Here is a 25,651-nt window from a genome sequence, read left to right on the forward strand (position 1 = left end):
GTGTTTGCAGGGACCTGACATCGATTGACTGGATGTCAATTCGCACAAACTGGTCATACCAGTGTGTTAGGCAATAGACGGCGGGCCCGCAAGGCTCTACACATAACCCACAACAAGCGGACCGGCTCGCTACCGGTGCCGCAAAAAATAATCTCCAGCGAGAACGCCTGCCGTCCGCGCGGTGCTGGACAAGGCCGGTGCCACTGAAGTGCGCATGGCCCGCGATGGGTTGAACGGGTCAAGTTCTGGGCGGGGCGCAAGAACGCCTTTTCCGCGGTAGAGGGATGGCACCCTCCCGCGTCGCGAACTGCCCGGTGGACTCAGGGGGGAGTTGTGAGCTGTCCGAGGCGTTCGGCCTGCGGGTGGGCAACGTGTTCCATGCCGGCGACGGCAACATGCACCCACTGATTCTGTTTGATGCCAATCGAGTCCCTGGGCGACAACAATAAAAAAGGAACCAAACCATGAGTCAAACACTGCTGTCCATCCTGGCATTTGTGCCGCTGGTACTGGCGGGTGTGTTGCTGATCGGCTTTCGCTGGCCAGCCAAATACGCCATGCCGGTCGTCTTCGTGCTTACCGCACTGATCGGCCTTGGGGCCTGGGACATGACGTTCAATCGAGTCCTGGCTTCCACGCTGCAGGGTCTCGTCCTCACGGCGGCGATCCTGTGGATTGTCTTTGGCGCCATTCTGCTGCTCAACACCCTTAAACATTCCGGCGGCATCAGCTCTATTCGCCGCGGCTTCGCCAATATCAGTCCTGACCGCCGGGTCCAGGCGTTGATCGTGGCCTGGTTGTTCGGCTGCTTCATCGAGGGCGCTTCCGGCTTTGGCACACCTGCCGCGGTGGTTGCTCCGCTGATGGTCGCGCTGGGCTTCCCGGCCATGGCCGCCGTCGTCCTCGGCATGCTGGTGCAGTCGACGCCGGTTTCCTTTGGTGCGGTCGGTACGCCGATGGTGGTCGGGGTCACGGGCGGCCTTGACCAGAGCGGGCTCGGCGCGCAACTGGCGGCCGTGGGAAGCAACTGGGAGGTATTCTTCCAGCTGGTTGTCTCGCGGGTGGCGATCGTCCATGCCCTCTGTGGGATCCTCATGCCACTGATCATGGTCAGCATCATGACGCGCTTTTTCGGCAAGAACCAATCCTGGCGCGAAGGCCTGGAAATGGCGCCGTTTGCGATCTTCACCGGCCTCGCTTTTGTCATTCCTTACGCCGCCGCCGGGGTGTTCCTCGGTCCGGAATTCCCCTCGATGATCGGTGCCCTGGTGGGCTTGAGCATTGTAATTCCGGCGGTCAAAGCCGGCTTCCTGCTACCTAAGACCACCTGGGATTTTGCCCCGGCGAGCGAGTGGCCAGCCGAGTGGATGGGCAAGATCGAGATGAAAATCGACGAAGTGGCCGGCAAGCAGGCGATTTCCGTGCCTATGGCTTGGGCGCCTTATGTACTGCTGGCCTTGCTGTTGGTGCTGTCGCGCACGATTGCGCCACTGAAAGCCTGGCTGCTGTCACTGAGCTTCGGCTGGAAGGATATTCTGGGTGAGACGGGTGTATCCGCCAGCCTGGAGCTGCTTTATCTGCCAGGCGGCCTGCTCTGCGTGGTTTCGCTGATGACCTTTTTCCTGCACCGCATGCGTGCCGGGGAGTGGGTAGCGGCCTTCAGCGAATCGAGCAAAACGTTGCTCGGCGCAGGGTTCGTGTTGATTTTCACTATTCCCATGGTGCGTATCCTGATCAACTCAGGGGTGAACGCGTCGGACCTGGTGTCGATGCCGGTAGCGATGGCGCGACTGGTCGCAGACAGTGTCGGCAGTGTGTACCCGATCTTCGCCCCGGCGGTGGGCGCGCTGGGTGCGTTCATTGCCGGTTCCAACACCGTGTCCAACCTGATGCTGGCACAGTTCCAGTTCAACACCGCGCAACTGTTGGGCCTCTCTGGCGCACTGATGGTAGCGTTGCAATCGGTGGGCGCGGCGGCGGGTAACATGATCGCTATCCACAACGTGGTGGCGGCGTCGGCGACGGTCGGCCTGTTGGGGCGCGAAGGGATCACCCTGCGCAAGACCCTGCTGCCAACGCTGTACTACATCATCCTGGCCGGTATCATCGGCATGATCAGCTTCTATCTCCTGGGTATCAGCGACCCCCTGCAAGTGAAGCCCTGAATGAGCTTTCCGGCAGCCCGCCAACCGGCGGGTTGCCAGCCAGCCCCTCGCCACAACAGCGGTATCAGGCGCTTCACTGGCTTAACTGAACGGCATATGGAGCGGGCTGTTTTGCACTCAGCGGCGATTCAGCCAGACCGTCTGGGCATTACAGAATTCCCGCACGCCAAAGTGCGACAACTCGCGGCCAAAACCACTCTTTTTCACACCCCCAAATGCCACCCGTGGGTCGGAGACGCTGTAGGCATTGATAAAGATCCCGCCGGTTTCCAGTTGGTTGGCGATGTGGCGTGCCTGCTCCGCGTTGGTGGTGAACACACTGGCGGTCAGTCCGAACTCGCTGTCGTTGGCCAGGGCGACGGCGTGCTCGGCATCGCGGGCGGTGATGATGGAGGCCACGGGGCCGAACAGTTCCTGTCTGAACGAGGTCATCTGGTCGGTGACGTTGGCCAGTACCGTTGGTGCGTAGTAGTTGCCAGCACCTTCGATTTTATGCCCGCCCAGCAGCAGGCTGGCGCCTTCTTCGAGGGTGGCCTGGACTTGGCCGTGCAGTTCGTCGCGCAGGTCGAAGCGGGCCATGGGGCCAATGTAGGTGTCGATCGAGGTCGGGTCCCCCATCACCAGTTGGCGGCTGGCTTCGACGAATCTGGCGGTGAAGGCGTGCACCACGCCTTCTTCGATAATCAGGCGCTTGGCGGCGGCGCAGACCTGTCCGGAGTTCTGGAAGCGGCCGATCACAGCGGCCTGGACCGCTTCGTCGAGGTTGGCGTCGTTGAGCACGATAAACGGGTCGGAGCCACCCAGTTCCAGCACGCACTTCTTCAGCGCCGCGCCGGCCTGGGAGCCGATGGCGATGCCGGCGCGCACGCTGCCGGTAAGGGTGACGGCAGCGATGCGTGGGTCGGCGATGGCGCTGGACACGCCGTCCTGGGTGACGTTGATCACTTCGAACAGGCCGTCGGCGAAGCCCGCGCGCTGAAAGGCTTGTTGCATCAGGTACGCGCTGCCCATCACATTCGGCGCGTGTTTAAGCACGTAAGTGTTGCCGCTGAGCAGGCTTGGCACGGCGCCGCGCAGCACTTGCCAGACCGGGAAATTCCACGGCATCACCGCGAGGATCGGGCCCAGCGGGCGATATTCGATATGTGCCTCACCGTTGTCCACCAGGGTCGGCTCCGGGGCGAGCATTGCCGGGCCGTGGGCCGCATACCATTCACAGAGCCCCGCGCATTTTTCGATTTCGGCGCGGGCCTGGGCAATGGGTTTGCCCATTTCCAGGGTAATCATCTGCGCCATCGTTTCCGCCTGATCGCGCAGGGTCGCGGCCAGCGCCAGCATCAACTCGGCGCGTTGTCCGACCGGCGTATGGCGCCAAGCGCGGAAGGCATCGGTGGCACGGCTGAGGGCTGCGTCCAGTTGCGATGCGGTTTCGTAGGGATAGCTGCCGACGGTTTCGCCTGTGGCGGGATTGATCGACAGGGCGTGGGTCTGGGGAGAAATAGCGTGCATGACACCGTCCTGCTGAATGAGTGGGTTGAGGGCAGGGTACGGGGCTGTATCTTTTTCTGAAACTGAATAATATTAAGCAATATGTTCACGATTGGAGAATGACTTGGATCTTGTGCAGCTGGAAATTTTCAAGGCTGTTGCCGAGCAAGGCAGCATCAGCGCCGCCTCGCAGCTGATTCATCGGGTACCGTCGAACCTGACGACACGCATCAAGCAGCTGGAGCAGGATCTGGGCGTGCAGTTGTTCATTCGCGAGAAGAGCCGTTTGCGGCTGTCACCGGCGGGGTGGAATTTCCTTGGGTATGCGCGGCGCATTCTCGATCTGGTGCAAGAGGCCCGCGCGACGGTGGCGGGGGAGGAGCCCCAGGGCGCGTTTGCCCTGGGTTCGCTGGAAAGCACCGCGGCGGTGCGGATTCCGGCCCTGCTTGCTGCGTATAACCAGAAGTACGCCAAGGTGGAGCTGGACCTGAGCACCGGGCCGTCCGGGACGATGATCGAGGGCGTGTTGTCCGGACGGCTTGCCGCGGCGTTTGTCGATGGACCGGTGTTGCATGCGACCCTGGAAGGTGTGGCGGTGTTTGAAGAGGAGATGGTGGTGATAGCGCCACTGCACCACGCGCCAATCACACGGGGACAGGATGTGAATGGCGAGAGCATCTATACCTTTCGGTCAAACTGTTCGTACCGGCATCATTTCGAGCGCTGGTTTTCACAGGATGGCGCGGTGCCGGGCAAGATCTTCGAGATTGAGTCGTACCACGGCATGCTCGCGTGCGTCAGCGCCGGGGCTGGACTGGCGCTGATGCCACGCAGCATGTTGGAGAGCATGCCGGGATTTGCCGCGGTGAGTGTATGGCCGCTGACGGACAGCTTCCGGGTATTGCATACCTGGCTGATCTGGCGGCGCGGGACGGTGTCGCAGAGCCTGAACAGTTTTGTGCGTCTGCTGGAAGAACGTGCCTTGACCCAGTCGTAGCAGCTGCCTCGCCAAGGCTCGATAGCTGCTACGCGGCTACGAGACTTACGCTTGCTCGGCGATGCGCGGTAGATGAGGGATTTTAATGGCTAGCCGCCAAACTGCAGGGTGCCCATGGCCAGCCTGGCGATCAGTGCGGTGGCGCCCAGTTGCACCAGCCACAGCGCCAGGCCGCCGAGAAATACCCCGAGGGCCACCTGCAGCACCAGGCTTTTCTGGCGCTTGGCGTGTGGGGCACGGGGAGTGAAGTGCTCCAGTTCGTCGCGGTCGGCACGCAGGTTCAGGTCGTCGTTTCTCATAGGGATCTCATCGCAAAGGGCGGTCGTCTCATCAGTCTAGGGGCTGCGTGCTGGAAAAAGGAGTTTTCTGCGCACTAAAAAGGGGAAGCCGATGGCTTCCCCTTTTTGACATCAACCGCAGGCTTACAGCACTTGAACGATGGCCTTGGTCACGGCGCCGATATTTGCCTGGTTCAATGCCGCCACGCAGATGCGGCCGGTGTCCAGGGCATAGATACCGAATTCGCTGCGCAGGCGGGTGACTTGTTCAACGCTCAGGCCCGAGTAGGAGAACATCCCGCGCTGGCGACCGACGAAACTGAAGTCGTGGCCGGGCGCAGCCTGGGCCAACTCGGCGACCATCTGCTCGCGCATGCCACGGATGCGCAAACGCATTTCGCCCAGTTCCGCTTCCCATTGGGCACGCAGTTCCGGGCTGTTGAGCACCGCGGCGACAATCGCCGCGCCGTGGGTCGGCGGGTTGGAGTAGTTGGTGCGGATCACGCGCTTGACCTGGGACAGGATGCGCGCGCTCTCTTCTTTCGATTCGCTGACGATGGACAGTGCGCCGACGCGCTCGCCATACAGCGAGAACGATTTGGAGAACGAGCTGGAGACGAAGAACGTCAGGCCCGATTCGGCGAACAGCCGCACCGCGGCGGCGTCTTCGTCGATGCCGTCGCCAAAGCCCTGGTAGGCCATGTCGAGGAACGGCACGTGGTTTTTCGCCTTGACCACGTCCAACACCTGTTGCCAGTCCGCCGGGCTAAGGTCGACGCCGGTCGGGTTGTGGCAGCAGGCGTGCAAGACCACGATCGACTGGGGTGGCAGGGCGTTGAGGTCTTCCAGCAGGCCGGCACGGTTCACATCGTGGGTGGCGGCGTCGTAGTAGCGGTAGTTGTGTACCGGAAAACCGGCGTTTTCAAACAGCGCGCGGTGGTTTTCCCAGCTTGGGTCACTGATGGCGACGACGGCGTCGGGCAGCAGTTGCTTGAGGAAGTCGGCGCCGATTTTCAGCGCGCCCGTGCCGCCGACGGCTTGCGCGGTGATAACGCGACCGGCGCTGAGCAGTGGCGAGTCGTTGCCGAATAACAGTTTCTGTACGGCCAGGTCGTAGGCGGCGATACCGTCGATCGGCAAGTAACCACGGGCGGCGTGTTGCGCTACACGAATGGCTTCCGCTTCGGCAACGGCACGCAAGAGTGGAATCTTCCCCTCCTCATTGCAGTAAACGCCCACGCCCAGGTTGACCTTGGTGGTTCGGGTATCAGCGTTGAATGCTTCGTTGAGGCCCAGGATAGGATCGCGTGGTGCCATTTCGACAGCGGAGAACAGGCTCATTTTTGCGGCGGCTCTGAGTGGGAAAAGGAGGGACGTGTCACGCTCCAGCCGAATGCACTAGAGCGATGCACAAACGGGGAGCTAGTATAGAGGCCATCACCGCTCGCGGCGACAGCCGAAATGGCTTTTCGGCCAAGTTTTTCGGTTTATTTTTCGACCGTTAGTCTTATTGCAACATTGATGGTAACTGGCATGTAGGACGATTGCCTTGAAACCGCTGATGTTCGCCTCCACTTCTACAGCTATCATGGTTTTTTCCTGCAACGGGCGTTGTCGCAGCCTTCGTTGCATGTTGTCTTTTCCGTCCCTGCCGGTTTCAGCGCGCCGGGATGGCTTCAGAGGTACGTTATGTCGGAATTCCAGCTTGTCACCCGCTTCGAACCCGCCGGCGATCAACCGGAAGCCATCCGCCAGATGGTCGAAGGCATCGAAGCCGGCCTGGCCCACCAGACCTTGCTCGGGGTGACCGGTTCTGGCAAGACCTTCAGCATCGCCAACGTGATCGCCCAGGTCCAGCGCCCGACGCTGGTACTGGCGCCGAACAAGACCCTGGCCGCGCAGTTGTACGGTGAGTTCAAGGCGTTCTTTCCGAACAACGCAGTGGAGTATTTCGTTTCCTACTACGACTACTACCAGCCGGAAGCCTACGTGCCGTCTTCCGATACCTTTATCGAGAAGGACGCCTCGATCAACGACCATATTGAACAGATGCGCTTGTCGGCGACCAAGGCGTTGCTGGAGCGCAAGGATGCGATCATCGTCACCACGGTGTCATGCATCTACGGCCTGGGCAGCCCGGAAACCTATTTGAAGATGGTGCTGCACGTGGATCGCGGCGACAAACTCGACCAGCGTGCCTTGCTGCGCCGCCTGGCGGACCTGCAATACACCCGCAACGACATGGACTTCGCCCGCGCCACCTTTCGCGTGCGCGGCGATGTGATCGATATCTACCCGGCGGAGTCGGACCTGGAAGCGATCCGCATCGAGCTGTTCGATGATGAGGTCGAGAGCTTGTCCGCCTTCGATCCGCTGACTGGCGAAGTGATTCGCAAACTGCCGCGGTTTACCTTCTATCCGAAAAGCCACTACGTGACCCCGCGTGAAACCCTGTTGGGCGCCATCGAAGGGATCAAGGCCGAACTGGCCGAGCGCCTGGAGTACCTGCGCTCGAACAACAAGCTGGTGGAGGCCCAGCGGCTGGAGCAGCGTACGCGCTTCGACCTGGAGATGATTCTGGAGCTGGGTTACTGCAACGGCATCGAAAACTACTCGCGTTACCTGTCAGGCCGTGAATCCGGCGCGCCGCCGCCGACCCTCTACGACTACCTGCCGGCGGACGCTTTGCTGGTGATCGACGAATCCCACGTCAGTGTTCCGCAGGTCGGCGCGATGTATAAGGGCGACCGTTCGCGCAAGGAAACCCTGGTGGAGTATGGCTTCCGCCTGCCGTCGGCGCTGGACAACCGGCCGATGCGTTTTGATGAATGGGAAAGCATCAGCCCGCAGACCATCTTTGTTTCGGCCACGCCGGGCAACTACGAGGCCGAGCATGCCGGCCGGGTGATTGAGCAACTGGTGCGTCCGACCGGACTGGTCGACCCGGAAATCGAGATTCGTCCGGCATTGACCCAGGTCGATGACCTGCTGTCGGAAATCAACAAGCGCGTGGCGCTGGAAGAGCGGGTGCTGGTGACCACGCTGACCAAGCGCATGTCCGAGGACTTGACCGACTACCTGGCGGATCACGGCGTGCGGGTGCGCTATCTGCACTCGGACATCGATACCGTGGAGCGCGTGGAAATCATCCGTGACCTGCGCCTTGGCACTTTCGATGTGCTGGTGGGGATCAACCTGCTGCGCGAAGGCCTGGACATGCCGGAAGTGTCCCTGGTGGCGATTCTCGACGCGGATAAAGAAGGCTTCCTGCGGTCCGAGCGCTCGCTGATCCAGACCATCGGGCGGGCCGCGCGTAACCTCAACGGGCGGGCGATTCTGTATGCGGACCGGATCACCGGTTCTATGGAGCGGGCAATCGGCGAGACCCAGCGGCGCCGCGACAAACAGATCGCCTTCAACCTGGAGAACGGTATCACCCCCAAAGGCGTGTTCAAGGACGTCGCCGACATTATGGAAGGCGCTACCGTGCCGGGTTCGCGCAGCAAGAAGCGCAAGGGCATGGCCAAGGCCGCCGAGGAAAACGCCAAGTACGAAAACGAACTGCGGTCGCCGAGCGAAATCACCAAGCGTATCCGTCAGCTGGAAGAAAAAATGTACCAGTTGGCGCGTGACCTGGAGTTTGAAGCGGCGGCGCAGATGCGTGATGAGATTGGCAAGTTGCGCGAGCGCTTGCTGACTGTTTGACCCTTTTGTTCCTTACCCATTGTAGGAGCGAGCCCACTCGCGAAAAACCTCAACGATAACGTGGGCATTCTGGTTAAACGCGATGCCCTCGCGCTCTTCGCGAGCAAGCTCGCTCCTACAATATGGAACTCGGGGCTGTTACCATTCGGCCCTTGCTTCAATTTTCAGCTTTATTGCCCATTCGAGACCCGTCATGACCACCGTCCGCACGCGCATCGCGCCATCGCCCACTGGGGATCCCCACGTCGGCACTGCCTACATCGCCTTGTTCAACTACTGCTTTGCCAAGCAGCACGGCGGTGAATTCATCCTGCGGATCGAAGACACCGACCAACTGCGCTCGACCCGCGAGTCGGAGCAGCAGATTTTTGATGCCCTGCGCTGGTTGGGTATCACCTGGGCCGAAGGTCCGGATGTCGGCGGTCCACACGGTCCGTATCGCCAGAGTGAGCGCAGCGAGATCTACAAAAAGTACACTCAGCAACTGGTCGATATGGGCCACGCTTTCCCGTGCTTCTGCACCGCCGAAGAACTCGACCAGATGCGCGCCGAACAACAGGCCCGCGGTGAAACCCCGCGCTACGACGGCCGCGCACTGTTGCTGTCCAAGGAAGAAGTGGCCCGGCGCCTGGCGGCTGGCGAACCCCACGTGATCCGCATGAAAGTGCCGAGCGAGGGCGTGTGCGTGGTGCCGGACATGCTGCGTGGCGATGTCGAGATCCCGTGGGATCGCATGGACATGCAGGTGCTGATGAAGACCGACGGCCTGCCGACCTACTTCCTGGCTAACGTCGTCGATGACCACCTGATGGGCATCACCCACGTGCTGCGTGGCGAAGAGTGGCTGCCGTCGGCGCCCAAACTGATTCTGCTTTACGAGTACTTCGGCTGGGAGCAACCGCAGTTGTGCTACATGCCACTGCTGCGTAACCCGGACAAGAGCAAGTTGTCGAAGCGCAAGAACCCGACTTCGGTGACGTTCTACGAGCGCATGGGTTTTATGCCCGAAGCGATGCTCAACTACCTGGGCCGCATGGGTTGGTCGATGCCGGATGAACGCGAGAAGTTCTCGCTGCAGGAAATGGTCGACAATTTTGACCTGTCCCGCGTCTCCCTTGGTGGGCCGATTTTCGACATCGAGAAACTCTCGTGGCTCAATGGTCAATGGTTGCGTGACCTGCCGGTGGAAGCATTCGCCAGCCGGGTACAGCAGTGGGCATTGAATCCCGAGTACATGATGAAGATTGCACCGCATGTGCAGGGCAGGGTGGAAACCTTTAGCCAGATCGCGCCGTTGGCCGGTTTCTTTTTTGCCGGTGGCGTGGCGCCCGATGCCAAGCTGTTTGAATCCAAGAAGCTCTCGGGTGATCAGGTTCGCCAGTTGATGCAGTTGATTCTGTGGAAGCTGGAAAGCCTGCGCCAGTGGGAAAAGGAGGCCATTACCGCGACGATCCAGGCCGTGGTCGAGTCTCTGGAGTTGAAACTGCGGGATGCCATGCCGTTGATGTTTGCCGCGATCACCGGGCAAGCCAGTTCGGTCTCGGTACTCGATGCGATGGAAATTCTCGGTCCGGACCTGACCCGTTTCCGTCTGCGCCAAGCCCTTGATTTGCTTGGTGGTGTGTCGAAGAAAGAAAACAAGGAATGGGAAAAGCTGCTGGGCGCTATCGCCTGAGCCCGCTGCTGTAAGGGTCAAACCCCGGTTTTCCGGGGTTTGATCGGTAAGTGATTGTTATGCCGACAAAAAACTTTGAAAATTGTTGAAAAAAAATTTGACAGCCTTCCAATACGCCCTTAAGATTCGCCCCGTCCTCACCGACGAGGGGCTATAGCTCAGCTGGGAGAGCGCTTGCATGGCATGCAAGAGGTCAACGGTTCGATCCCGTTTAGCTCCACCAATTTACAGATTCAAGGTCTGGCCACACCGTCCTTGAATCGATCAGGCCAGTTTCCCAGATCGGCCTGATCAGGTTGTACAGAAGGTTTTGTCCCCTTCGTCTAGTGGCCTAGGACACCGCCCTTTCACGGCGGTAACAGGGGTTCGAGTCCCCTAGGGGACGCCAGTTTCAACAAGCAGCTCGCAAGGTCTGCTGCGCCGCGAGGCGAAAAATCCGGGGCTATAGCTCAGCTGGGAGAGCGCTTGCATGGCATGCAAGAGGTCAACGGTTCGATCCCGTTTAGCTCCACCAATTTACAGGTTCAAGGTTGCGGCCACACCGTCCTTGAATAGATCAGACCAGGTTTCAAGCCCAGCCTGATCAAGTTGTACAGAAGGTTTGTGTCCCCTTCGTCTAGTGGCCTAGGACACCGCCCTTTCACGGCGGTAACAGGGGTTCGAGTCCCCTAGGGGACGCCACGATTACCCGCTCTGCGGGATTTATAAGGGTCATTCGATTATTGAATGGCCCTTTTGTTTGTCTGGCGTTTGGGTTTCTCCCTGGCCCTTTCCTTCCTCCTCCCCATATGGCTTCTCCTGACCAACGGTCATGTTCAGCACTTGCCAAGCATTATTATGAGTATAATATTTTATTCGTAATATTCGGAGGCAGTGATGAGCGATAAAAAGGCACAAACCCGAGAACGCATTCTGCAGGCCGCCAGCGCCGCGTTGATCCAGCGCGGTCCCGCCGAGCCCAGTGTGGGCGAGGTCATGGGGGCGGCGGGGCTGACCGTGGGCGGCTTCTACGCGCATTTTGAAAGCAAGGATGCCTTGATGCTGGAGGCGTTTCAGCAACTGCTGGCACGGCGTCGAGCGGCTATTGAGGAGATGGATGCAAGTCTCACTGGTGAAGAGCGTCGAGCCTTGGTGGCGGCGTTCTATCTGTCACGCAAACACCGCGACTCTACTGAACAAGCCTGTCCGATGCCGGCAACGGTCGGCGAGATGGGGCGTTTGCCGGACGGTTTTCGCGAAGTATTGAGCGAGCACATCGAGCTGATGGCCGCACAGCTGGCGACCCGTCCAGAAGAAACCGATAAGGCGCTGGCTGATATGGCGCTGATGATTGGTGGTCTGATCCTGGCTCGCGGCCTGGGACCGGGAGAGTTGTCGGATCGCATATTGCGTGCATCCAAGTCGGCGGTGCGCTGAGAAGGCTCTGGAGCCTGGGGAGTGAATGATGGGCACGTTAAAGTGGATTCGTGGCGTCAACGGCACCGTCGGCAGGCTGGCGCCGCAGACCATCGCCAGCAAGATGCGCCGTGTTTTCATGACGCCTCGGGATTTGCCGCCGCGTGACTGGGAGCTGCCGCTGCTCGCGCAATCGGAGCGCATTACGTTGCGCTTCGGTTTGTCCGCTCTGCGTTGGGGGCAAGGGCCGACGGTGTTAATGATGCACGGCTGGGAAGGGCGCCCCACTCAGTTCGCCAGCCTGATCACGGCATTGGTTGATGCCGGTTACTCAGTGATTGCCCTTGAGGGGCCGGCCCATGGGCGCTCGCCAGGGCATGAAGCTCACGTGCTGTTGTTTGCCCGGGCGATGCTCGAGGCGGCGGCCGAGTTACCGCCGTTGCACGCGGTAGTCGGTCACTCGATGGGCGGCGCGAGTGCGCTGCTGGCCGTGCAATTGGGCTTGCGCACCCATGCGTTGGTGAGTATTGCCGCGCCTTCGAGGTTTCTCGATGTGCTCCGTGGTTTTGCCGGCATGGTCGGGCTACCGGCGCGGGCGCGGGCGGCGTTTATCCAGCAGGTCGAGCACGCGTTCGGCATGCCGCTCAAGCACTTGGATGTCGCGCATTATCAACTGAACCTGCCGGGACTGATCGTGCATGCCGCAGACGATGGCTTTGTGCCGGTCAAGGCGTCCCAGGCGATTCACGAGGCCTGGTTCGACAGCCGCCTGTTGCGCCTGGAGCAAGGCGGGCACCAGAAAGTGCTGGCTGACCCGCAGGTGATTGAAAGTGTGCTGGCGTTAGTGGCCGGTTGTCGTCAGTCCGAGCGCCAAACCGCTTGAGAGGATCATTGGGTTACACTGCCCGCTGCCGACATTAATCGACCGGGAGCAAGGCATGGGCTGGGATCTGGCAACACCGTTTATCATTGATCTGTTGGTCGGGCCTGAAGATATCGACGGCCTCGGCCACGCCAATAACGCGGTGTACGTTGCCTGGCTGGAGCGTTGTGCCTGGCGCCACTCCCAGCGTCTGGGGCTGGATCTCACCGCGTACCGACGCCTCGATCGAGCGATGGCCGTAGTGCGCCATGAGATCGATTACCTGGCAGCGGGTTATGAAGGTGATGAGTTGCAGCTGGCAACCTGGATCGTCGACTGGGATCAACGCTTGAAAATGACCCGGCGTTTCCAACTGTTGCGTCCCCGCGACGGCAGCACCCTGTTGCGCGCGCAAACCACCTTTGTCTGTATCGAACTGTCCAGCGGCAAACCCAAGCGCATGCCGGCGGAGTTCATCGATGGCTATGGCGTGGCGTTGCACACCTGACACATGGATTAACCGTTGCGCTGGGAAACCAGTAAACTGCGCTGCGTTTTTCGTAGCTTTGTTTTTCGTTGAGTGTTTTCCATGCAAATTGCTTTGGCGCCCATGGAGGGGTTGGTCGACAACATCCTGCGGGACGTGCTGACCCGTGTCGGCGGTATCGATTGGTGCGTGACCGAGTTTATCCGGGTCAACGACCGCCTGCTGACGCCGGCCTATTTCCACAAACTCGCGCCTGAATTGCTGCACGGTGCGCAAACCGCCGCCGGTGTGCCATTGCGCGTGCAATTGCTCGGCTCCGACCCTGTATGCCTGGCGGAAAACGCCGCATTGGCCTGTGAACTCGGCTCCGAGGTGATCGACCTGAACTTCGGCTGCCCGGCCAAGACGGTCAACAAGTCCCGCGGTGGCGCCGTGCTGCTCAAGGAGCCGGAGCTGCTCAACCGGATCGTTGAACATGTGCGCCGGGCGGTGCCTGCGCACATCCCGGTGACGGCCAAGATGCGCCTGGGCTTCGACAGCCCGGATGGCGCGCTGGTATGTGCCACGGCCCTGGCCGAAGGCGGTGCGTCTCACATCGTCGTGCATGCGCGGACCAAGACCGATGGCTACAAGCCGCCCGCCCATTGGGAGTGGATCCCGAGGGTGCAAGACGTGGTCAAGGTGCCGGTATTCGCCAACGGGGATATCTGGAGTGTCGAGGACTGGCGGCGTTGTCGGGAGATCAGTGGCGCCGAGGACATCATGCTCGGCCGCGGCCTGGTCGCGCGTCCGGACCTCGCGCGGCAAATCGCTGCAGCGCGTGCCGGCGAAGAGATCGTCGAGATGACCTGGGAGCAGATGCAGCCCATGCTGCGGGAGTTCTGGTCGCAATCGGTGGCGCAACTGACTGAACGGCAGGCGCCGGGACGTTTAAAGCAATGGCTGGCCATGCTGACGCGCAATTACCCGCAGGCGGTGGAGCTGTTTACGGCCTTGCGCCGGGAAACCGATCTGCAGCAAGTCAGTGGTTTGTTGGGCATGGCGCATCCTGCAGCGGCGTAGAATTTTTTTCAAAAAGATCTCTTGAAATGCAATCGGCGATCCTTATCTAGGGAGTACACGATGCCGAATTCGGGTCGTGGAGATAAAAACCTTGCTGATATTTCAGGAGATTTGAACCATGAGTACTGCATTTTCCCTGGCGCCGCTGTTTCGCTCTTCCGTGGGTTTCGACCGTTTCAACGACCTGTTTGAAACGGCCCTGCGCAACGAACCAGGCAGCAGCTACCCGCCCTACAACGTCGAGAAGCACGGTGATGATCAATACCGCATCGTGATCGCGGCGGCTGGCTTGCAGGAAGACGATCTGGAGTTGCAAGTGGAGAAGGGTGTCTTGACCGTCAGTGGCGGCAAGCGCGATCCCAAGGCCGAGAGCGTCACCTACCTGCATCAGGGCATTGCCCAGCGCGCTTTCAAATTGTCGTTCCGCTTGGCGGATCACATTGAAATCAAGGCCGCGGACCTGAGCAACGGGCTGCTGAGTATCGACCTGCTGCGGGTTGTACCGGAAGAGGCGAAAGCCAAGCGTATCCCGATCAATGGGGCGCAGAAGCCTGCCTTGCAGCATTAAGTAGCCATTTTTCAATGACACGCAGTCAAGAAGGGCGCCACGGGCGCCCTTTTTTGTGCGCGTCGTTCAGCCGCTCAAGTGTGGCAGGACACTACACGGCGCAACTCGCCTGCTCATCTGGCGGCGGTGCGCCGAACACCCCGGCACACCGCGTGGAGCGGGGTGTGGCGCAGGTCACGGGCGTCGGATAAATCCTGCAGATGGACAGATTAAGCCTCTGGGCACTGAAGCCGTTTTAACCTTTTGCAGTGTATGGTTACTTGTGCTGCTGGAACGCGTAAGCCCTGTTGGCCACTTACGACATGTACTAAGCACGATCTGATAGTGATTCGGACTTATCTGATCGTGATAAGGCTTTTGTTGCTTAGTGCTTTCTTAAGCTGACCACTCTGGAGAAGCCCATGCGCATATCGGGTCAATGTAACGGTGTCGATATTCACTCATTCGCACAGGATAAGCAGGCAGCAAGTCAGGTACATGCAGAACGTGCACGTCATTGGCAATACCCCAGCGCTATTCACCCTCTACATCCACAACCTCCCGCCACGCCTCAACGTCAGATTATGGACATGGAAGGTTTGCGAAGTATGGTGGATGCGATTAAAAAAATGCTCGGCTTGTTCGATGGCATGATAAATAAACTCAGGGAAACACTTTCTCCGAATCCGACTCGCTACTCGCCGGGCAAACCTGGTTTTGTACCGTCAGTGCCTGAACCGAGGGTTGCACCGGCTGTGGTGACGCCGGTGCGGCCGTCCCCAGTCATGCCAGAGTACGTCCCCGGCAAAAAGCCCGACGATATATGGGGTGGTTTCCGTCAGGGAACCGATGGTAACTGCGTGACGGTCTCTGCGATTAAGGCGGCGATGATGCGGTTTGGCCAGAAACCTCGCGATATATTCAAAGAGGTGAAGGAAACGCAGGCCGGATTCGATGTAGTGATGCGTGATGGATTTAAACTTCAGTTGAGTCACGATGAGCTGAACATCGCTGCCAGGAAATCTGCCTTCCTGGGCAATGATCGAGAAATGCTCGAGGATGCACACTTTCTGTTTGCCGCAAGTGCCAAGCGCGCGCAGTTGGAGAACAACGACCGCACGGCGGCACATAGTTTCCAGCAGGCGATACGCACATTGAACGATGGCGAACATTCGCGAGAGGGATTAATGCGCCTCGGCCTGAGAGAACATGTTCGCAATGTTCCGTTATCGGCGTTACTTAATGGCATGGTTGGCACCATTGAGCGACGCGGACATTCTGTGGCAGTGATTGATGGCGTCGAAGAGTTATGGGGGCGCCGAGGCAGAACACCCTATTGGCCAGAAACCATCACCGGGCTTGTGTGAGCTCACGTAGCGCTCACCGCTTATATAAAGTTATCCATGGGCTCAGACGAGGTTTTAACACCTGCAACTTATTGCACGGCGTGTGTCTGCTCTAGTCAAACAATCGCTACGCCCTTAATCACCTTGCGACCTCGCCGCGCAACCTAACGATCTCGTTGTTTCACTAAAAGGTTTTTAGCATGCTTATTTCTTCAAGGCCCGCGGGCTCGCGTGAACATTTTTGTCTCCAAGAGCAAGTGCGGCAGACGTGTGACAAGCCGCCGGTAGTATTAAACAAGGTAGTTAATAATGTCGTTAACAGCGCGCCATCCGCGCCACCCGCTGCAGGGGTTAAATCTTCACCGACGCGCCCGGTGGACGGGCAGGATGGGGGGGATTTCATGATGAAGCTTATGTCCTTGTTCACGCTGCTGACAGACGTCATTGGCAGGCTTACCAAACTGCTCGGTGATGAAACCGTGCCCTACACCGTGATGCCGCAGATAAACCCTTCGGTCCAGGTGCCAATAGACCCGGTGACACCGCGGGAACTCGATCCGCCCTCAGTCCTTGAGGACTTTTCCGTCAGGCGAAATGGCGAACGACCGCTTAAACCATGGTCCGGGTTATATGAGTCCCCGCGGGAGTTCGGCCAGACCTACAACGTCAGCGTGCATGTTGCCTCCGTCAAGGCCGCGATGCTTAGATTCGGCCAAAGCCCGATGGACGTATTCAGGGAGGTCACGCCCAGCGGTGACGGCTATGACGTGGTGATGCGCGATGATTACAAGGTGCACATCAGCCGCGATCAGCTCAAGCAAGTGGCGAGTTCAGCGAATTTTTCCGGCGATGACGCAGGCATGCTCAAGGATGCCCACTTCATCACGGCCGCGTTTATTGCGCGCAAAAAAGACGGAAGCCTGGGTAACCCGCCTTTCGCAAGTTTCGACGCCGCCCTGCAAGCCAGTCTGAGGGGGGAATTCCCGAAACGTATGCTGCAAGGTTTGGGCTTGGTCGGCCATATGCAGATGACGCTGCCAGATCAAGTGCTGGAAAAGGATGCGATTGGCGTTTTTGAGCAAGGCATTCAGCGCGGGGCCGTGCTTGCCGAAGGCGCCGTCGATCGGCATGGGCGCAAGAGCGAAGCGGTCGCACCAGGCGGGTTCCGTGGCTATGTATTGAACTGAGGAGACCAGGCTGATGAATATCCGTTTATACGATCAGGCGCCCCACGCTGGCATCGTCGCTGTGCCGGAAGCGGAGAGGGCGGCCGACGCGCGTGCGCGCCTTGTCGATGACCGTGCACGCCTGAATCGGTCGCTGCTGGCAAAACCGTTGCCTGCCCCGGCGGAATTGCCACGCACTATAAGCGCGTTGCTGATCCAGCTTTCGTCGCTGCTGGAGCGTTTATCGCGCTTACGGGAAAGGCTGCCGACCCTGGTGGACAAAAGTCCTGCTTATCCTTCAAGCAAAGCCATAGGCGAAGCGCCTGCCGATATCTGGAGCGGTTTTTATCAATCGGTAGAAGGCAACTGCGTGACGGTCTCGGCGATCAAGGCGGCGATGATGCGGTTTGGCCAGAACCCGCTCGGCATCTACCGTGAAATACACGCCACCGACCAAGGTTATGCAGTGACCACCCGCGACGGCAAGGCGCTGGCGGTGTCCCATGCCGAGTTGCGGCTTGCGGCCCGACATTCGGGGTTCAAGGGGCATGACGTGGGCATGCTCAAGGATGCCAACTTCCTCTATGCGGTGAGCGCCAAACGCGCGCAACTGGAAAATCATGAAGGCGCAGGGAAGAGTTTCAAGGCGGCGCTCGATAGCCTGAACGATGGTGAGCTGCCGGGAGAGGGGTTCAGGCGCCTGGGCCTTTTTGCGTATATGCGTCACGCGACCCGGCAAGAGTTGGCGGACGGCGCACTGGGCACCCTGGCGTACAACGGACACTCGGTAGCGGTGATCGGCGGCCACGAGGAGCGCTACGGCATAAAATGGAACGCGCCGCCTGCGGACTTGCATCACTATCAGGCAATCAAGCTGGTTTGATCAGCCGCCGCGCTCACTCGGTCAGGCGCAGGTGAGCGGCGGTTTCCAGCAGCGTTAACCTGAAGGTTTCCAGTGGCAGCGGCCGGCTGTGCAAATAGCCTTGATACAGGTAGCAACCCAGCTTTTGCAGGAACTCCAGTTGTTCGAGGGTTTCGACGCCTTCGGCAATCACCTCAAGGTTCAGGCTGCGGGCCATGGCCAGGATGGCGCGAATGATTTCGGCATCATTGGGGTCATGCGTCGCGTCGCGTACAAACGACTGATCGATCTTCAGTGCATCCACCGGCAGGCGCTTAAGGTAGGTCAATGACGAATAACCTGTGCCGAAGTCATCCATGGCAAAACTGACGCCGAGTTTTTTCAGGCGGCGCATTTTGCTGATGGTGTCGTCCAGGTTCTGGATCACAATGCCTTCGGTGATTTCCAGCTTCAGCAAGGTGAACGGCAACCGATGATGGTTCAGGCAGCGTTCCACGCGTTCGACAAAATCGTTCTGGTGAAACTGTCGGGGACTGATATTGACGCACAGGCTGAAGCTCGACGGGTCGACAAGGCCTTCGGCAATCAATTGTGCAAAAGCTGCGCACGCTTCGTCGAGGATCCAGGTGCCTACCTCGAGGATCAAGCCGCTGTCCTCGAGCACCTTGATAAATTCGCTCGGTGATTGTGCCCCAAGCTGTGGATGTTGCCAGCGCACCAGCGCCTCGGCGCCGATGATGTGATTACCGCGAGCATCCACTTGCGGCTGGTAGTGCATGCTGAACTCGCCACGTGCGAGTGCCAGGCGCAAGTCGGTCTCCATGCGCTGCCGTTCGCTGGCTGTACGTTGCATGCTGTTATGGAACATCTGGATGGCGTTACGACCCGAGTCCTTGGCCCGATACAAGGCAATATCTGCACGTTTGAGCAGGTCCGCCGGGGTGGAGCCGTGATCGGGAATCAGCGCTACGCCAATGCTGGGGGTGACCTGCAAACGCTCGCCATCGAGAAACATCGGTTCGGAGAGCAATTCGCGCAGGGTCTCGGCCAGCGCCTGGACCTGGGTGCTGACGGCCGCCCGCGTACCTTCCAGGCCGCTTAGCAATATCACGAACTCATCACCTCCCAGGCGTGCAACCGTGTCCTCCATGCGCACGCTGGCTTCCAGGCGTGCGGTGACAATTTTCAGTACGGTGTCGCCCACTGGATGGCCGAGTGAGTCGTTGATGTGCTTGAAGTGGTCAAGGTCGAGAAACAACAATGCGCCGCGTAAGTCATGGCGCTTGAGCAAGGCGATCTGCTGGCTCAGGCGGTCCATCAGTAATGCGCGATTGGGCAGGTTGGTCAGCGGGTCGTGGTAGGCCAGGTGGCGGATCTGCGCCTGGGCGTTTTTCAGCAGGCTCACGTCTCGCGCGGTCAGCAGCAGGCAAGGGGTTTCATTGAGGGTAATCGGCTCCACCGACACCTCTACCGCCAGCAATGCCCCGTGTTTGTTGTGCCACAACATATCCAGGTGATGCACGCGTCCGTTGGCTTGCAACTCTGTCATTAACGCCGTGCGCTGGTTTTCGTCCGCCCAGATGCCGATCTGGTAGAGCGTCAGGCCAAGGGCTTCTTCGGCGCGGTAACCGGTCAATCGACAGAAACCATCATTGACTTCCAGGTAACGCCCGGTATCGCGTTCGGTGATAGAGACGGCGTCGGGACTCGAATGAAATGCCTTGGCGAATTTCTCTTCGCTGGCTTTGAGCGCGGCTTCCGAGCGCTGTTGTTGGGTGATGTCCCGCAGGGTAGTAACGATGCATGGCTGGTTGCCGACCTTGATCAGGCGACTGGCAATCACGCAGGTCAGGCTTTGGCCGTTCTTGTGGTGGACGATAAGCGCAACGTTGTTCAGCGCCTGCTCCCGGATCACCTGTTCAACGCGTTGCAGGCGCTGGGTGGACTCATCCCACAGACCGATTTCCTCGGCACTGTGGTCGATAAGTTCCGCGGCGGTCCAGCCGAAGGTCTGGGTGAAGCTGGGATTGATTTCGATGAACTGCCCGGTCGCCAGGCTGGTGACACAAATCGGGTCGGGACTGGCGAGGAACAGGCTGGCAAACTTTTCCTCGGAGGCACTCAAGCGCTGTTCGCGTTCCACTTGGTCGGTGATGTCCAGCAAGGTACCGGCCATGCGCAGCGGTGCGCCGTTCTCATCCCGATAGAGACGGGCCCGGCTTTCCAGGTAGCGCGAGCTGCCATCCTCCAGTTGCACCCGATAGGTCAATTGGTAATTGCCGGCCGGGCCTTCGCGCAGGGTGCGATAGGCATGGCGCATGTTGTCGCGTTCCTCATTGGGCATGCCGTCAAAAAACGCATCGAAGGACTCATGAAAGGGGTGGGGCGGCAGGCCGTGCAATTGTGCCGCGCGTGCCGAGCCGTACAGCATCCCGCTGGGGATGTGCCAGTCCCAGGTGCCCATTTGCGCCGAATCGAGGGCCAGGTCCAGGCGTTCCTGGCTGTCCTTGAGGGCTTGTTCGGCGTTTTTGCGTTGAGTGGTGTCGAGAAAGGTACTGATCAGATAGTCACGGCCGTCCAGCTCGACTTTTTGTGCGCTGAGTGTGCCGTCATGAACTTGCCCGTTACTGGCGCGAAATTGCACCTCCATGGTGATCGGCTCGCCTTTGCGCTGCGTGGCCTTGACCAGCTGCAAGCGTTGTTCGGCATGCACCCAAAGGCCCAGTTCCAGCGTGGTACGCCCAATCACGTCGGCCACCGGCCAGCCGAACAGACTTTCAAAATACTGGTTGGCTTCAGTGATCAGGCCATCTTCCTGGCGAGTCAGCAGGACCATGTTCGGGCACAGGTGAAACAGCGTAGCGAAGCGCTTTTCCGAATAACTGAGCGCCTGTTCACGTTCGCGCTGATGGGTGATCTCGCGGATCACGCCGATCATGTGGCGTTGCCCACTGTTGTCTGATACCAGGCTGCCATTGATTTCCAGCCAGTGCTGGCTGCCGTCGGGCCATTGAATGCGGTGATGCATGGCATGTTCAACGGGTTCCCCCGCCAATACCGCATGAAACGCCCGGATGACCCGGCTCCGGTCCTCATCGGGCAACAGGTCGAGATAGTCCAGGTTCCTGGGCAGCGGCTGCCGGGGATCGAAGCCGAACAACGCCTGGGTGCCCCGTGACCAACTGATCTGCCCGCTATTGATGTTCCAGCTCCAGGCGCCCAGCCGTGCGGCATTGAGCGCTGCCAACAGTTGCGGAGCGTTTTTCCAGCGTTGCTCTGCCTCCTGCGGGTCCAGAGCGTGGATATGCGGCAGCGGTGGCGTGGGGTCGACGGGGTTTCGCATTATCAAAGGGCCTTGGCTCAATGGGCGTTCGGCGCGGGCTCAGGATCTAGGGACGCGAGGCTTTATACCGACAGCCCTGTCGGATCGACCTGTGCATCCAGTAGGCTCATGAAGGCCCGCGCAGCGTTCGACAGCGTCCTTTCGGTGTGCACGATATAGCCTAGCTGGCGACTGAGCTGTATGCCCGGTAACGCGATACTGGTCACCTGTTCATCCAGCATGGTGCGCGGCAGCACGCTCCAGGCCAGGCCGATGGAAACCATCATCTTGATGGTTTCCAGGTAATTGGTGCTCATGGCGATGTTGGGCGTCAGGCCTTGGGCCTCGAACAACCGATGCACGATATGGTGGGTAAAGGTGTTGCCCCCGGGGAATACCGCCGGGTGTCGGGCAATATCTGTCAGGCTGACCTTCCCGTTGCTGACCAGGCTGTGTTCGGGCGCCACGACAAAATCCAGCGGGTCATCCCAGACCGCGGTGGCCCGGACCAGCGTATGAGGCTCGGGGGCAAGGGTAATGACCGCTACCTCTGCACGGCCATGGAGGATTTCTTCATAGGCAACTTCTGAATCCAGAAACTGAATATCCAGGGCCACGTTCGGATATTCACGGGTGAACGTCCGCAGGACTGGCGGCAGGCGATGCAGGCCGATGTGGTGGCTGGTGGCCAGGGTCAAGCGACCGCTGACTTCCCCGGTCAGATTGGTCAAGGCGCGGCGGGTGTCATCCAGCACATTGAGAATCTGATAGGCGCGGGGCAGAAGGGCGCGCCCGGCTTCCGTCAGGCCCACCTCACGACCCAGTCGGTCGAACAGGCGCACTTTCAATTGCTGTTCCAGACCCGCAATGCGCTTGCTGATGGCAGGTTGAGTCAAGTGCAATCGCTCACCCGCGCCCGAGAAGCTGCCGGTTTCGGCGATGGCAATAAAAGCGTTGAGGTTGGCCAGGTCCATGGTCGTATTCCAGTAGGTTATCCAAAGCATAAAAAATATGAATTTGAGTTATTTAATGTAACGCCATAGCATCAGCCTCACAAGCCAAAGGGTTATTGAACTGCTCAATGCCCAGGGCATAGAAAGACGCTGATGAGGACCGACTGATGGCCGGCAAGACGCTTTACGACAAGCTTTGGGATTCCCATGAAGTGAAACGGCGCGATGACGGGTCGTCGCTGATCTATATCGACCGTCACATCATCCATGAAGTGACCTCGCCACAAGCGTTCGAAGGCCTGCGCCTGGCCGGGCGCAAGCCTTGGCGCGTCGACTCGATCATCGCCACGCCTGACCATAACGTGCCGACCACGCCGGAGCGCAAGGGTGGTATCGAAGCGATTGCCGACCAGGTGTCACGTTTGCAAGTGCAGACGCTCGATGACTATTGCGACGAATACGGCATCACCGAATTCAAGATGAACGACGTGCGTCAGGGCATCGTCCACGTCATCGGTCCGGAGCAGGGCGCGACGTTGCCGGGCATGACCGTGGTGTGTGGTGACTCGCACACCTCGACCCACGGCGCCTTTGGCGCTCTGGCCCACGGCATCGGCACCTCCGAGGTCGAACATGTGTTCGCCACCCAGTGTCTGGTGGCAAAGAAAATGAAAAACATGCTGGTGTCCGTCGAAGGCCAGTTGCCGTTTGGCGTCACGGCCAAAGACATCGTGCTCGCCGTGATTGGCAAGATCGGCACGGCCGGCGGTAACGGCCACGCCATCGAGTTCGCCGGCAGTGCGATTCGCGACCTGTCCATCGAAGGCCGCATGACCATCTGCAATATGTCGATTGAAGCCGGTGCCCGTGTGGGCATGGTGGCCGCGGACGAAAAGACCGTCGAGTACGTCAAGGGTCGCCCTTTCGCACCGCAAGGCGCCGATTGGGATGCCGCGGTCGAAGCCTGGAAAGACCTGGTCTCCGACGCTGATGCGGTGTTTGACACCGTGGTCAAGCTCGACGCCGCCCAGATCAAGCCACAAGTCAGCTGGGGCACTTCGCCGGAAATGGTCTTGGCGGTTGATCAAAACGTCCCGGATCCGGCTCGGGAAGCTGATCTGGTCAAGCGCGGTTCCATCGAGCGCGCCTTGAAATACATGGGCTTGAAGGCCAATCAGGCGATCACCGACATTCAGTTGGACCGCGTGTTCATCGGCTCCTGCACCAATTCGCGGATCGAGGATCTGCGCGCCGCGGCGGTGATCGCCAAGGGCCGCAAAGTCGCTTCGACCATCAAACAGGCGATCGTGGTGCCGGGTTCGGGGTTGGTGAAGGCGCAAGCCGAAGCCGAAGGGCTGGACAAGATTTTCCTCGAGGCCGGTTTCGAATGGCGTGAGCCGGGTTGCTCCATGTGCCTTGCGATGAACCCGGACCGCTTGGAATCGGGCGAGCACTGCGCGTCCACCTCCAACCGTAACTTCGAAGGGCGCCAGGGCGCCGGTGGGCGTACCCACCTGGTGAGTCCGGCCATGGCCGCCGCCGCCGCCGTCAACGGTCGTTTCATCGACGTTCGTGAATTGATCTGAGGAATACCCGATGAGAGCTTTTACCCAACACACAGGTCTTGTAGCGCCGTTGGACCGTGCCAACGTCGACACCGATCAGATCATTCCCAAGCAGTTCCTCAAGTCGATCAAGCGCACCGGTTTCGGCCCTAACCTGTTCGACGAGTGGCGGTACCTGGACGTGGGCTACGCCTATCAGGACAACTCCAAGCGCCCGCTGAACAAGGAATTCGTGCTCAACGCCGAGCGTTACCAGGGCGCCAGCGTGCTGCTGGCGCGGGAAAACTTCGGCTGCGGCTCAAGCCGTGAACACGCCCCCTGGGCGCTGGAAGAATATGGCTTTCGCAGCATCATTGCGCCGAGCTATGCCGACATTTTCTTCAACAACAGCTTCAAGAACGGCCTGCTGCCGATCATTTTGACCGATGCGCAAGTGGACGAACTGTTCCAGCAAGTGGAAGCCAATGTGGGCTACCAGCTGACCGTCGACCTCGCCGCGCAGACCGTGACCCGTCCGGATGGCAAGGTCTATCACTTTGAAGTGGACGCCTTCCGCAAGCATTGCCTGATCAATGGCCTCGACGATATCGGCCTGACCTTGCAGGACGGCGAAGCGATTGCCGCTTTTGAAGCCAGGCACCGGGCGAGCCAGCCGTGGTTGTTTCGCGATGCTTGATGACTGAATGCACCATCCATTGTAGGAGCGAGGCGTCCCCTCGCTCCTACAAAAAAGGACCACCCTAAGGGAATGCTGTTCAGTTAAGAAAGTCGCGTGCCGAACACCCTCCTGTGGCGAGGGGGCTTGTCCCCCGTTGGGCTGCGTAGCGGCCCTCAAACCTGCCCCCCCCAGTTTGACTGGACGACCGGGAAGGCCTTTGGGGTTGCTACGCAGCCCAACGGGGGACAAGCCCCCTCGCCACACAAGTGGTATCAGGCGCTTCACTTGCTTAACTGAACAGCATTACCACCATAAGGAGCTTTCCATGACCAGCACCGCCCACACCCAAGTCGTGCAAAAACAATTCGGCGAACAGGCTGCGGCCTACCTGAGCAGCGCTGTCCACGCTCAAGGTAGCGAATTCGCGCTGCTACAGGCCGAACTGGCCGGGCAGGGCAGTGCGCGACTGCTGGATCTGGGGTGCGGCGCCGGTCATGTGAGCTTCAATGTCGCGCCGCTGGTCAAGGAGGTGGTGGCTTACGATCTGTCGCAGCAGATGCTCGACGTGGTCACTGCCGCCGCCGTGGAGCGTGGGCTGGGTAACATCACCACGGTGCGTGGCGCCGCCGAGCGCCTGCCGTTCGCCGATGGCGAGTTCGACTTTGTGTTCAGCCGCTACTCCGCGCACCATTGGAGTGACCTGGGCCTGGCGCTGCGTGAAGTACGTCGGGTGCTCAAGCCCGGCGGCGTGGCGGCATTCGTGGACATCTTGTCGCCGGGCAGCCCGCTGTTGGACACTTACCTGCAAGCGGTCGAAGTGCTGCGCGACACCAGCCATGTGCGCGATTATTGCGCCGGCGAGTGGATGCGCCAGCTCAACGAAGCCGGCTTGCACGTGCGCAGCAGCAGTCGCCAGCGCCTGCGCCTGGAATACACGTCCTGGGTCGAACGCATGCGTACCCCGCAGGTCCTGCGCAGCGCGATTCTTGCGTTGCAGCAGGCGATGGGCCAGGAAGTCCGCGATTATTTCGAGATTGAAGCCGACGGTTCCTTCAGCAGCGATGTGCTGGTGGTGTGGGCCGAACGCCAGTGATTTTTCCCGACCTGCCTGTGGGCGG

20 protein-coding genes, 4 tRNA genes and 1 pseudogene are annotated in these 25,651 nt (G+C 59.8%); 20 read left to right on the plus strand and 5 right to left on the minus strand.

The window, feature by feature from the left end; all coding sequences use genetic code 11:
* Positions 1-172: 172 nt before the first annotated feature.
* Positions 173-446: pseudogene (locus AC6CIA_RS21350) on the plus strand (FAD-linked oxidase C-terminal domain-containing protein); the annotation flags it as partial.
* Between the two features lie 18 nt (positions 447-464).
* On the plus strand, positions 465-2,165 hold the full coding sequence (locus AC6CIA_RS21355) for an L-lactate permease (protein WP_498314892.1): 1,701 nt from the start codon (positions 465-467) through the stop codon (positions 2,163-2,165).
* 117 nt (positions 2,166-2,282) lie between these two features.
* Here AC6CIA_RS21355 and AC6CIA_RS21360 read toward each other — a convergent pair whose 3' ends face one another.
* Positions 2,283-3,674 (minus strand): aldehyde dehydrogenase family protein, encoded by a 1,392-nt coding sequence (locus tag AC6CIA_RS21360; protein WP_498314894.1) that lies wholly within the window; start codon positions 3,672-3,674, stop codon positions 2,283-2,285.
* Between the two features lie 103 nt (positions 3,675-3,777).
* On the opposite strand from AC6CIA_RS21360, the gene ptrR reads away from it, so the two are divergent.
* Positions 3,778-4,650 (plus strand): putrescine utilization regulator PtrR, encoded by an 873-nt coding sequence (ptrR, locus tag AC6CIA_RS21365; RefSeq protein ID WP_498314896.1) that lies wholly within the window; start codon positions 3,778-3,780, stop codon positions 4,648-4,650.
* 89 nt (positions 4,651-4,739) lie between these two features.
* Here ptrR and AC6CIA_RS21370 read toward each other — a convergent pair whose 3' ends face one another.
* Positions 4,740-4,949 carry a hypothetical protein gene (locus AC6CIA_RS21370; protein WP_339530349.1) on the minus strand — a complete coding sequence of 70 codons (210 nt, stop codon included), beginning with the start codon at positions 4,947-4,949 and terminating at the stop codon, positions 4,740-4,742.
* A 123-nt stretch (positions 4,950-5,072) separates the two neighbouring features.
* Positions 5,073-6,269, minus strand: coding sequence for an amino acid aminotransferase (locus AC6CIA_RS21375; RefSeq protein ID WP_498314898.1), 1,197 nt, complete (start codon positions 6,267-6,269; stop codon positions 5,073-5,075).
* A gap of 348 nt (positions 6,270-6,617) precedes the next feature.
* Here AC6CIA_RS21375 and uvrB point away from each other — a divergent pair, with 348 nt between their 5' ends.
* The 14 genes from uvrB (at position 6,618) to AC6CIA_RS21445 (ending at position 18,056) form a co-directional block, all read left to right on the plus strand.
* Positions 6,618-8,633 carry an excinuclease ABC subunit UvrB gene (uvrB, locus tag AC6CIA_RS21380; RefSeq protein ID WP_498314900.1) on the plus strand — a complete coding sequence of 672 codons (2,016 nt, stop codon included), beginning with the start codon at positions 6,618-6,620 and terminating at the stop codon, positions 8,631-8,633.
* Between the two features lie 193 nt (positions 8,634-8,826).
* Complete coding sequence (gene gltX / locus AC6CIA_RS21385; RefSeq protein WP_498314902.1) at positions 8,827-10,308, plus strand: glutamate--tRNA ligase; 1,482 nt, start codon at positions 8,827-8,829, stop codon at positions 10,306-10,308.
* Between the two features lie 147 nt (positions 10,309-10,455).
* Positions 10,456-10,531: transfer RNA gene (locus tag AC6CIA_RS21390), tRNA-Ala, on the plus strand.
* A gap of 89 nt (positions 10,532-10,620) precedes the next feature.
* Positions 10,621-10,696, plus strand: a tRNA-Glu gene (locus tag AC6CIA_RS21395).
* Between the two features lie 50 nt (positions 10,697-10,746).
* A tRNA-Ala gene (locus AC6CIA_RS21400) sits at positions 10,747-10,822 on the plus strand.
* Positions 10,823-10,913: 91 nt separating this feature from the next.
* A tRNA-Glu gene (locus AC6CIA_RS21405) sits at positions 10,914-10,989 on the plus strand.
* A gap of 195 nt (positions 10,990-11,184) precedes the next feature.
* On the plus strand, positions 11,185-11,724 hold the full coding sequence (locus AC6CIA_RS21410) for a TetR/AcrR family transcriptional regulator (RefSeq protein ID WP_498314904.1): 540 nt from the start codon (positions 11,185-11,187) through the stop codon (positions 11,722-11,724).
* A 28-nt stretch (positions 11,725-11,752) separates the two neighbouring features.
* Positions 11,753-12,586 carry an alpha/beta hydrolase gene (locus AC6CIA_RS21415; RefSeq protein ID WP_498314906.1) on the plus strand — a complete coding sequence of 278 codons (834 nt, stop codon included), beginning with the start codon at positions 11,753-11,755 and terminating at the stop codon, positions 12,584-12,586.
* Between the two features lie 55 nt (positions 12,587-12,641).
* Positions 12,642-13,073 carry an acyl-CoA thioesterase gene (locus AC6CIA_RS21420; RefSeq protein ID WP_498314908.1) on the plus strand — a complete coding sequence of 144 codons (432 nt, stop codon included), beginning with the start codon at positions 12,642-12,644 and terminating at the stop codon, positions 13,071-13,073.
* A gap of 81 nt (positions 13,074-13,154) precedes the next feature.
* A complete protein-coding gene (locus tag AC6CIA_RS21425) occupies positions 13,155-14,114 on the plus strand; it encodes a tRNA dihydrouridine synthase (protein ID WP_498314910.1) in 960 nt (319 codons plus the stop codon).
* Positions 14,115-14,232: 118 nt separating this feature from the next.
* A complete protein-coding gene (locus tag AC6CIA_RS21430) occupies positions 14,233-14,682 on the plus strand; it encodes an Hsp20 family protein (protein WP_339530334.1) in 450 nt (149 codons plus the stop codon).
* A gap of 401 nt (positions 14,683-15,083) precedes the next feature.
* Positions 15,084-16,028, plus strand: coding sequence for a hypothetical protein (locus tag AC6CIA_RS21435; protein WP_498314912.1), 945 nt, complete (start codon positions 15,084-15,086; stop codon positions 16,026-16,028).
* Between the two features lie 179 nt (positions 16,029-16,207).
* Positions 16,208-17,194 (plus strand): hypothetical protein, encoded by a 987-nt coding sequence (locus AC6CIA_RS21440; RefSeq protein ID WP_498314914.1) that lies wholly within the window; start codon positions 16,208-16,210, stop codon positions 17,192-17,194.
* Positions 17,195-17,207: 13 nt separating this feature from the next.
* Complete coding sequence (locus AC6CIA_RS21445) at positions 17,208-18,056, plus strand: hypothetical protein (RefSeq protein ID WP_498314916.1); 849 nt, start codon at positions 17,208-17,210, stop codon at positions 18,054-18,056.
* Positions 18,057-18,069: 13 nt separating this feature from the next.
* Here the strand turns inward: AC6CIA_RS21445 and AC6CIA_RS21450 are convergent, their stop codons facing one another.
* Together AC6CIA_RS21450 and AC6CIA_RS21455 are read right to left on the minus strand one after the other, a co-directional pair.
* Positions 18,070-21,378 (minus strand): EAL domain-containing protein, encoded by a 3,309-nt coding sequence (locus tag AC6CIA_RS21450; protein WP_498314918.1) that lies wholly within the window; start codon positions 21,376-21,378, stop codon positions 18,070-18,072.
* Between the two features lie 62 nt (positions 21,379-21,440).
* A complete protein-coding gene (locus tag AC6CIA_RS21455; protein WP_339532363.1) occupies positions 21,441-22,331 on the minus strand; it encodes a LysR family transcriptional regulator in 891 nt (296 codons plus the stop codon).
* A 146-nt stretch (positions 22,332-22,477) separates the two neighbouring features.
* On the opposite strand from AC6CIA_RS21455, the gene leuC reads away from it, so the two are divergent.
* From leuC to AC6CIA_RS21470, 3 genes are all read left to right on the plus strand, one after another.
* Positions 22,478-23,896 (plus strand): 3-isopropylmalate dehydratase large subunit, encoded by a 1,419-nt coding sequence (gene leuC / locus AC6CIA_RS21460; RefSeq protein ID WP_339532364.1) that lies wholly within the window; start codon positions 22,478-22,480, stop codon positions 23,894-23,896.
* Positions 23,897-23,906: 10 nt separating this feature from the next.
* Entirely contained in the window at positions 23,907-24,551 is a 645-nt protein-coding gene (leuD, locus tag AC6CIA_RS21465; protein WP_498314920.1) for a 3-isopropylmalate dehydratase small subunit, read from the plus strand.
* Positions 24,552-24,858: 307 nt separating this feature from the next.
* Positions 24,859-25,626, plus strand: a complete 768-nt coding sequence (locus AC6CIA_RS21470; RefSeq protein ID WP_498314922.1) for a class I SAM-dependent methyltransferase — start codon at positions 24,859-24,861, stop codon at positions 25,624-25,626.
* Positions 25,627-25,651 lie beyond the last annotated feature (25 nt).

The sequence above is a fragment of the Pseudomonas sp. GQ91 genome (assembly GCF_059758795.1).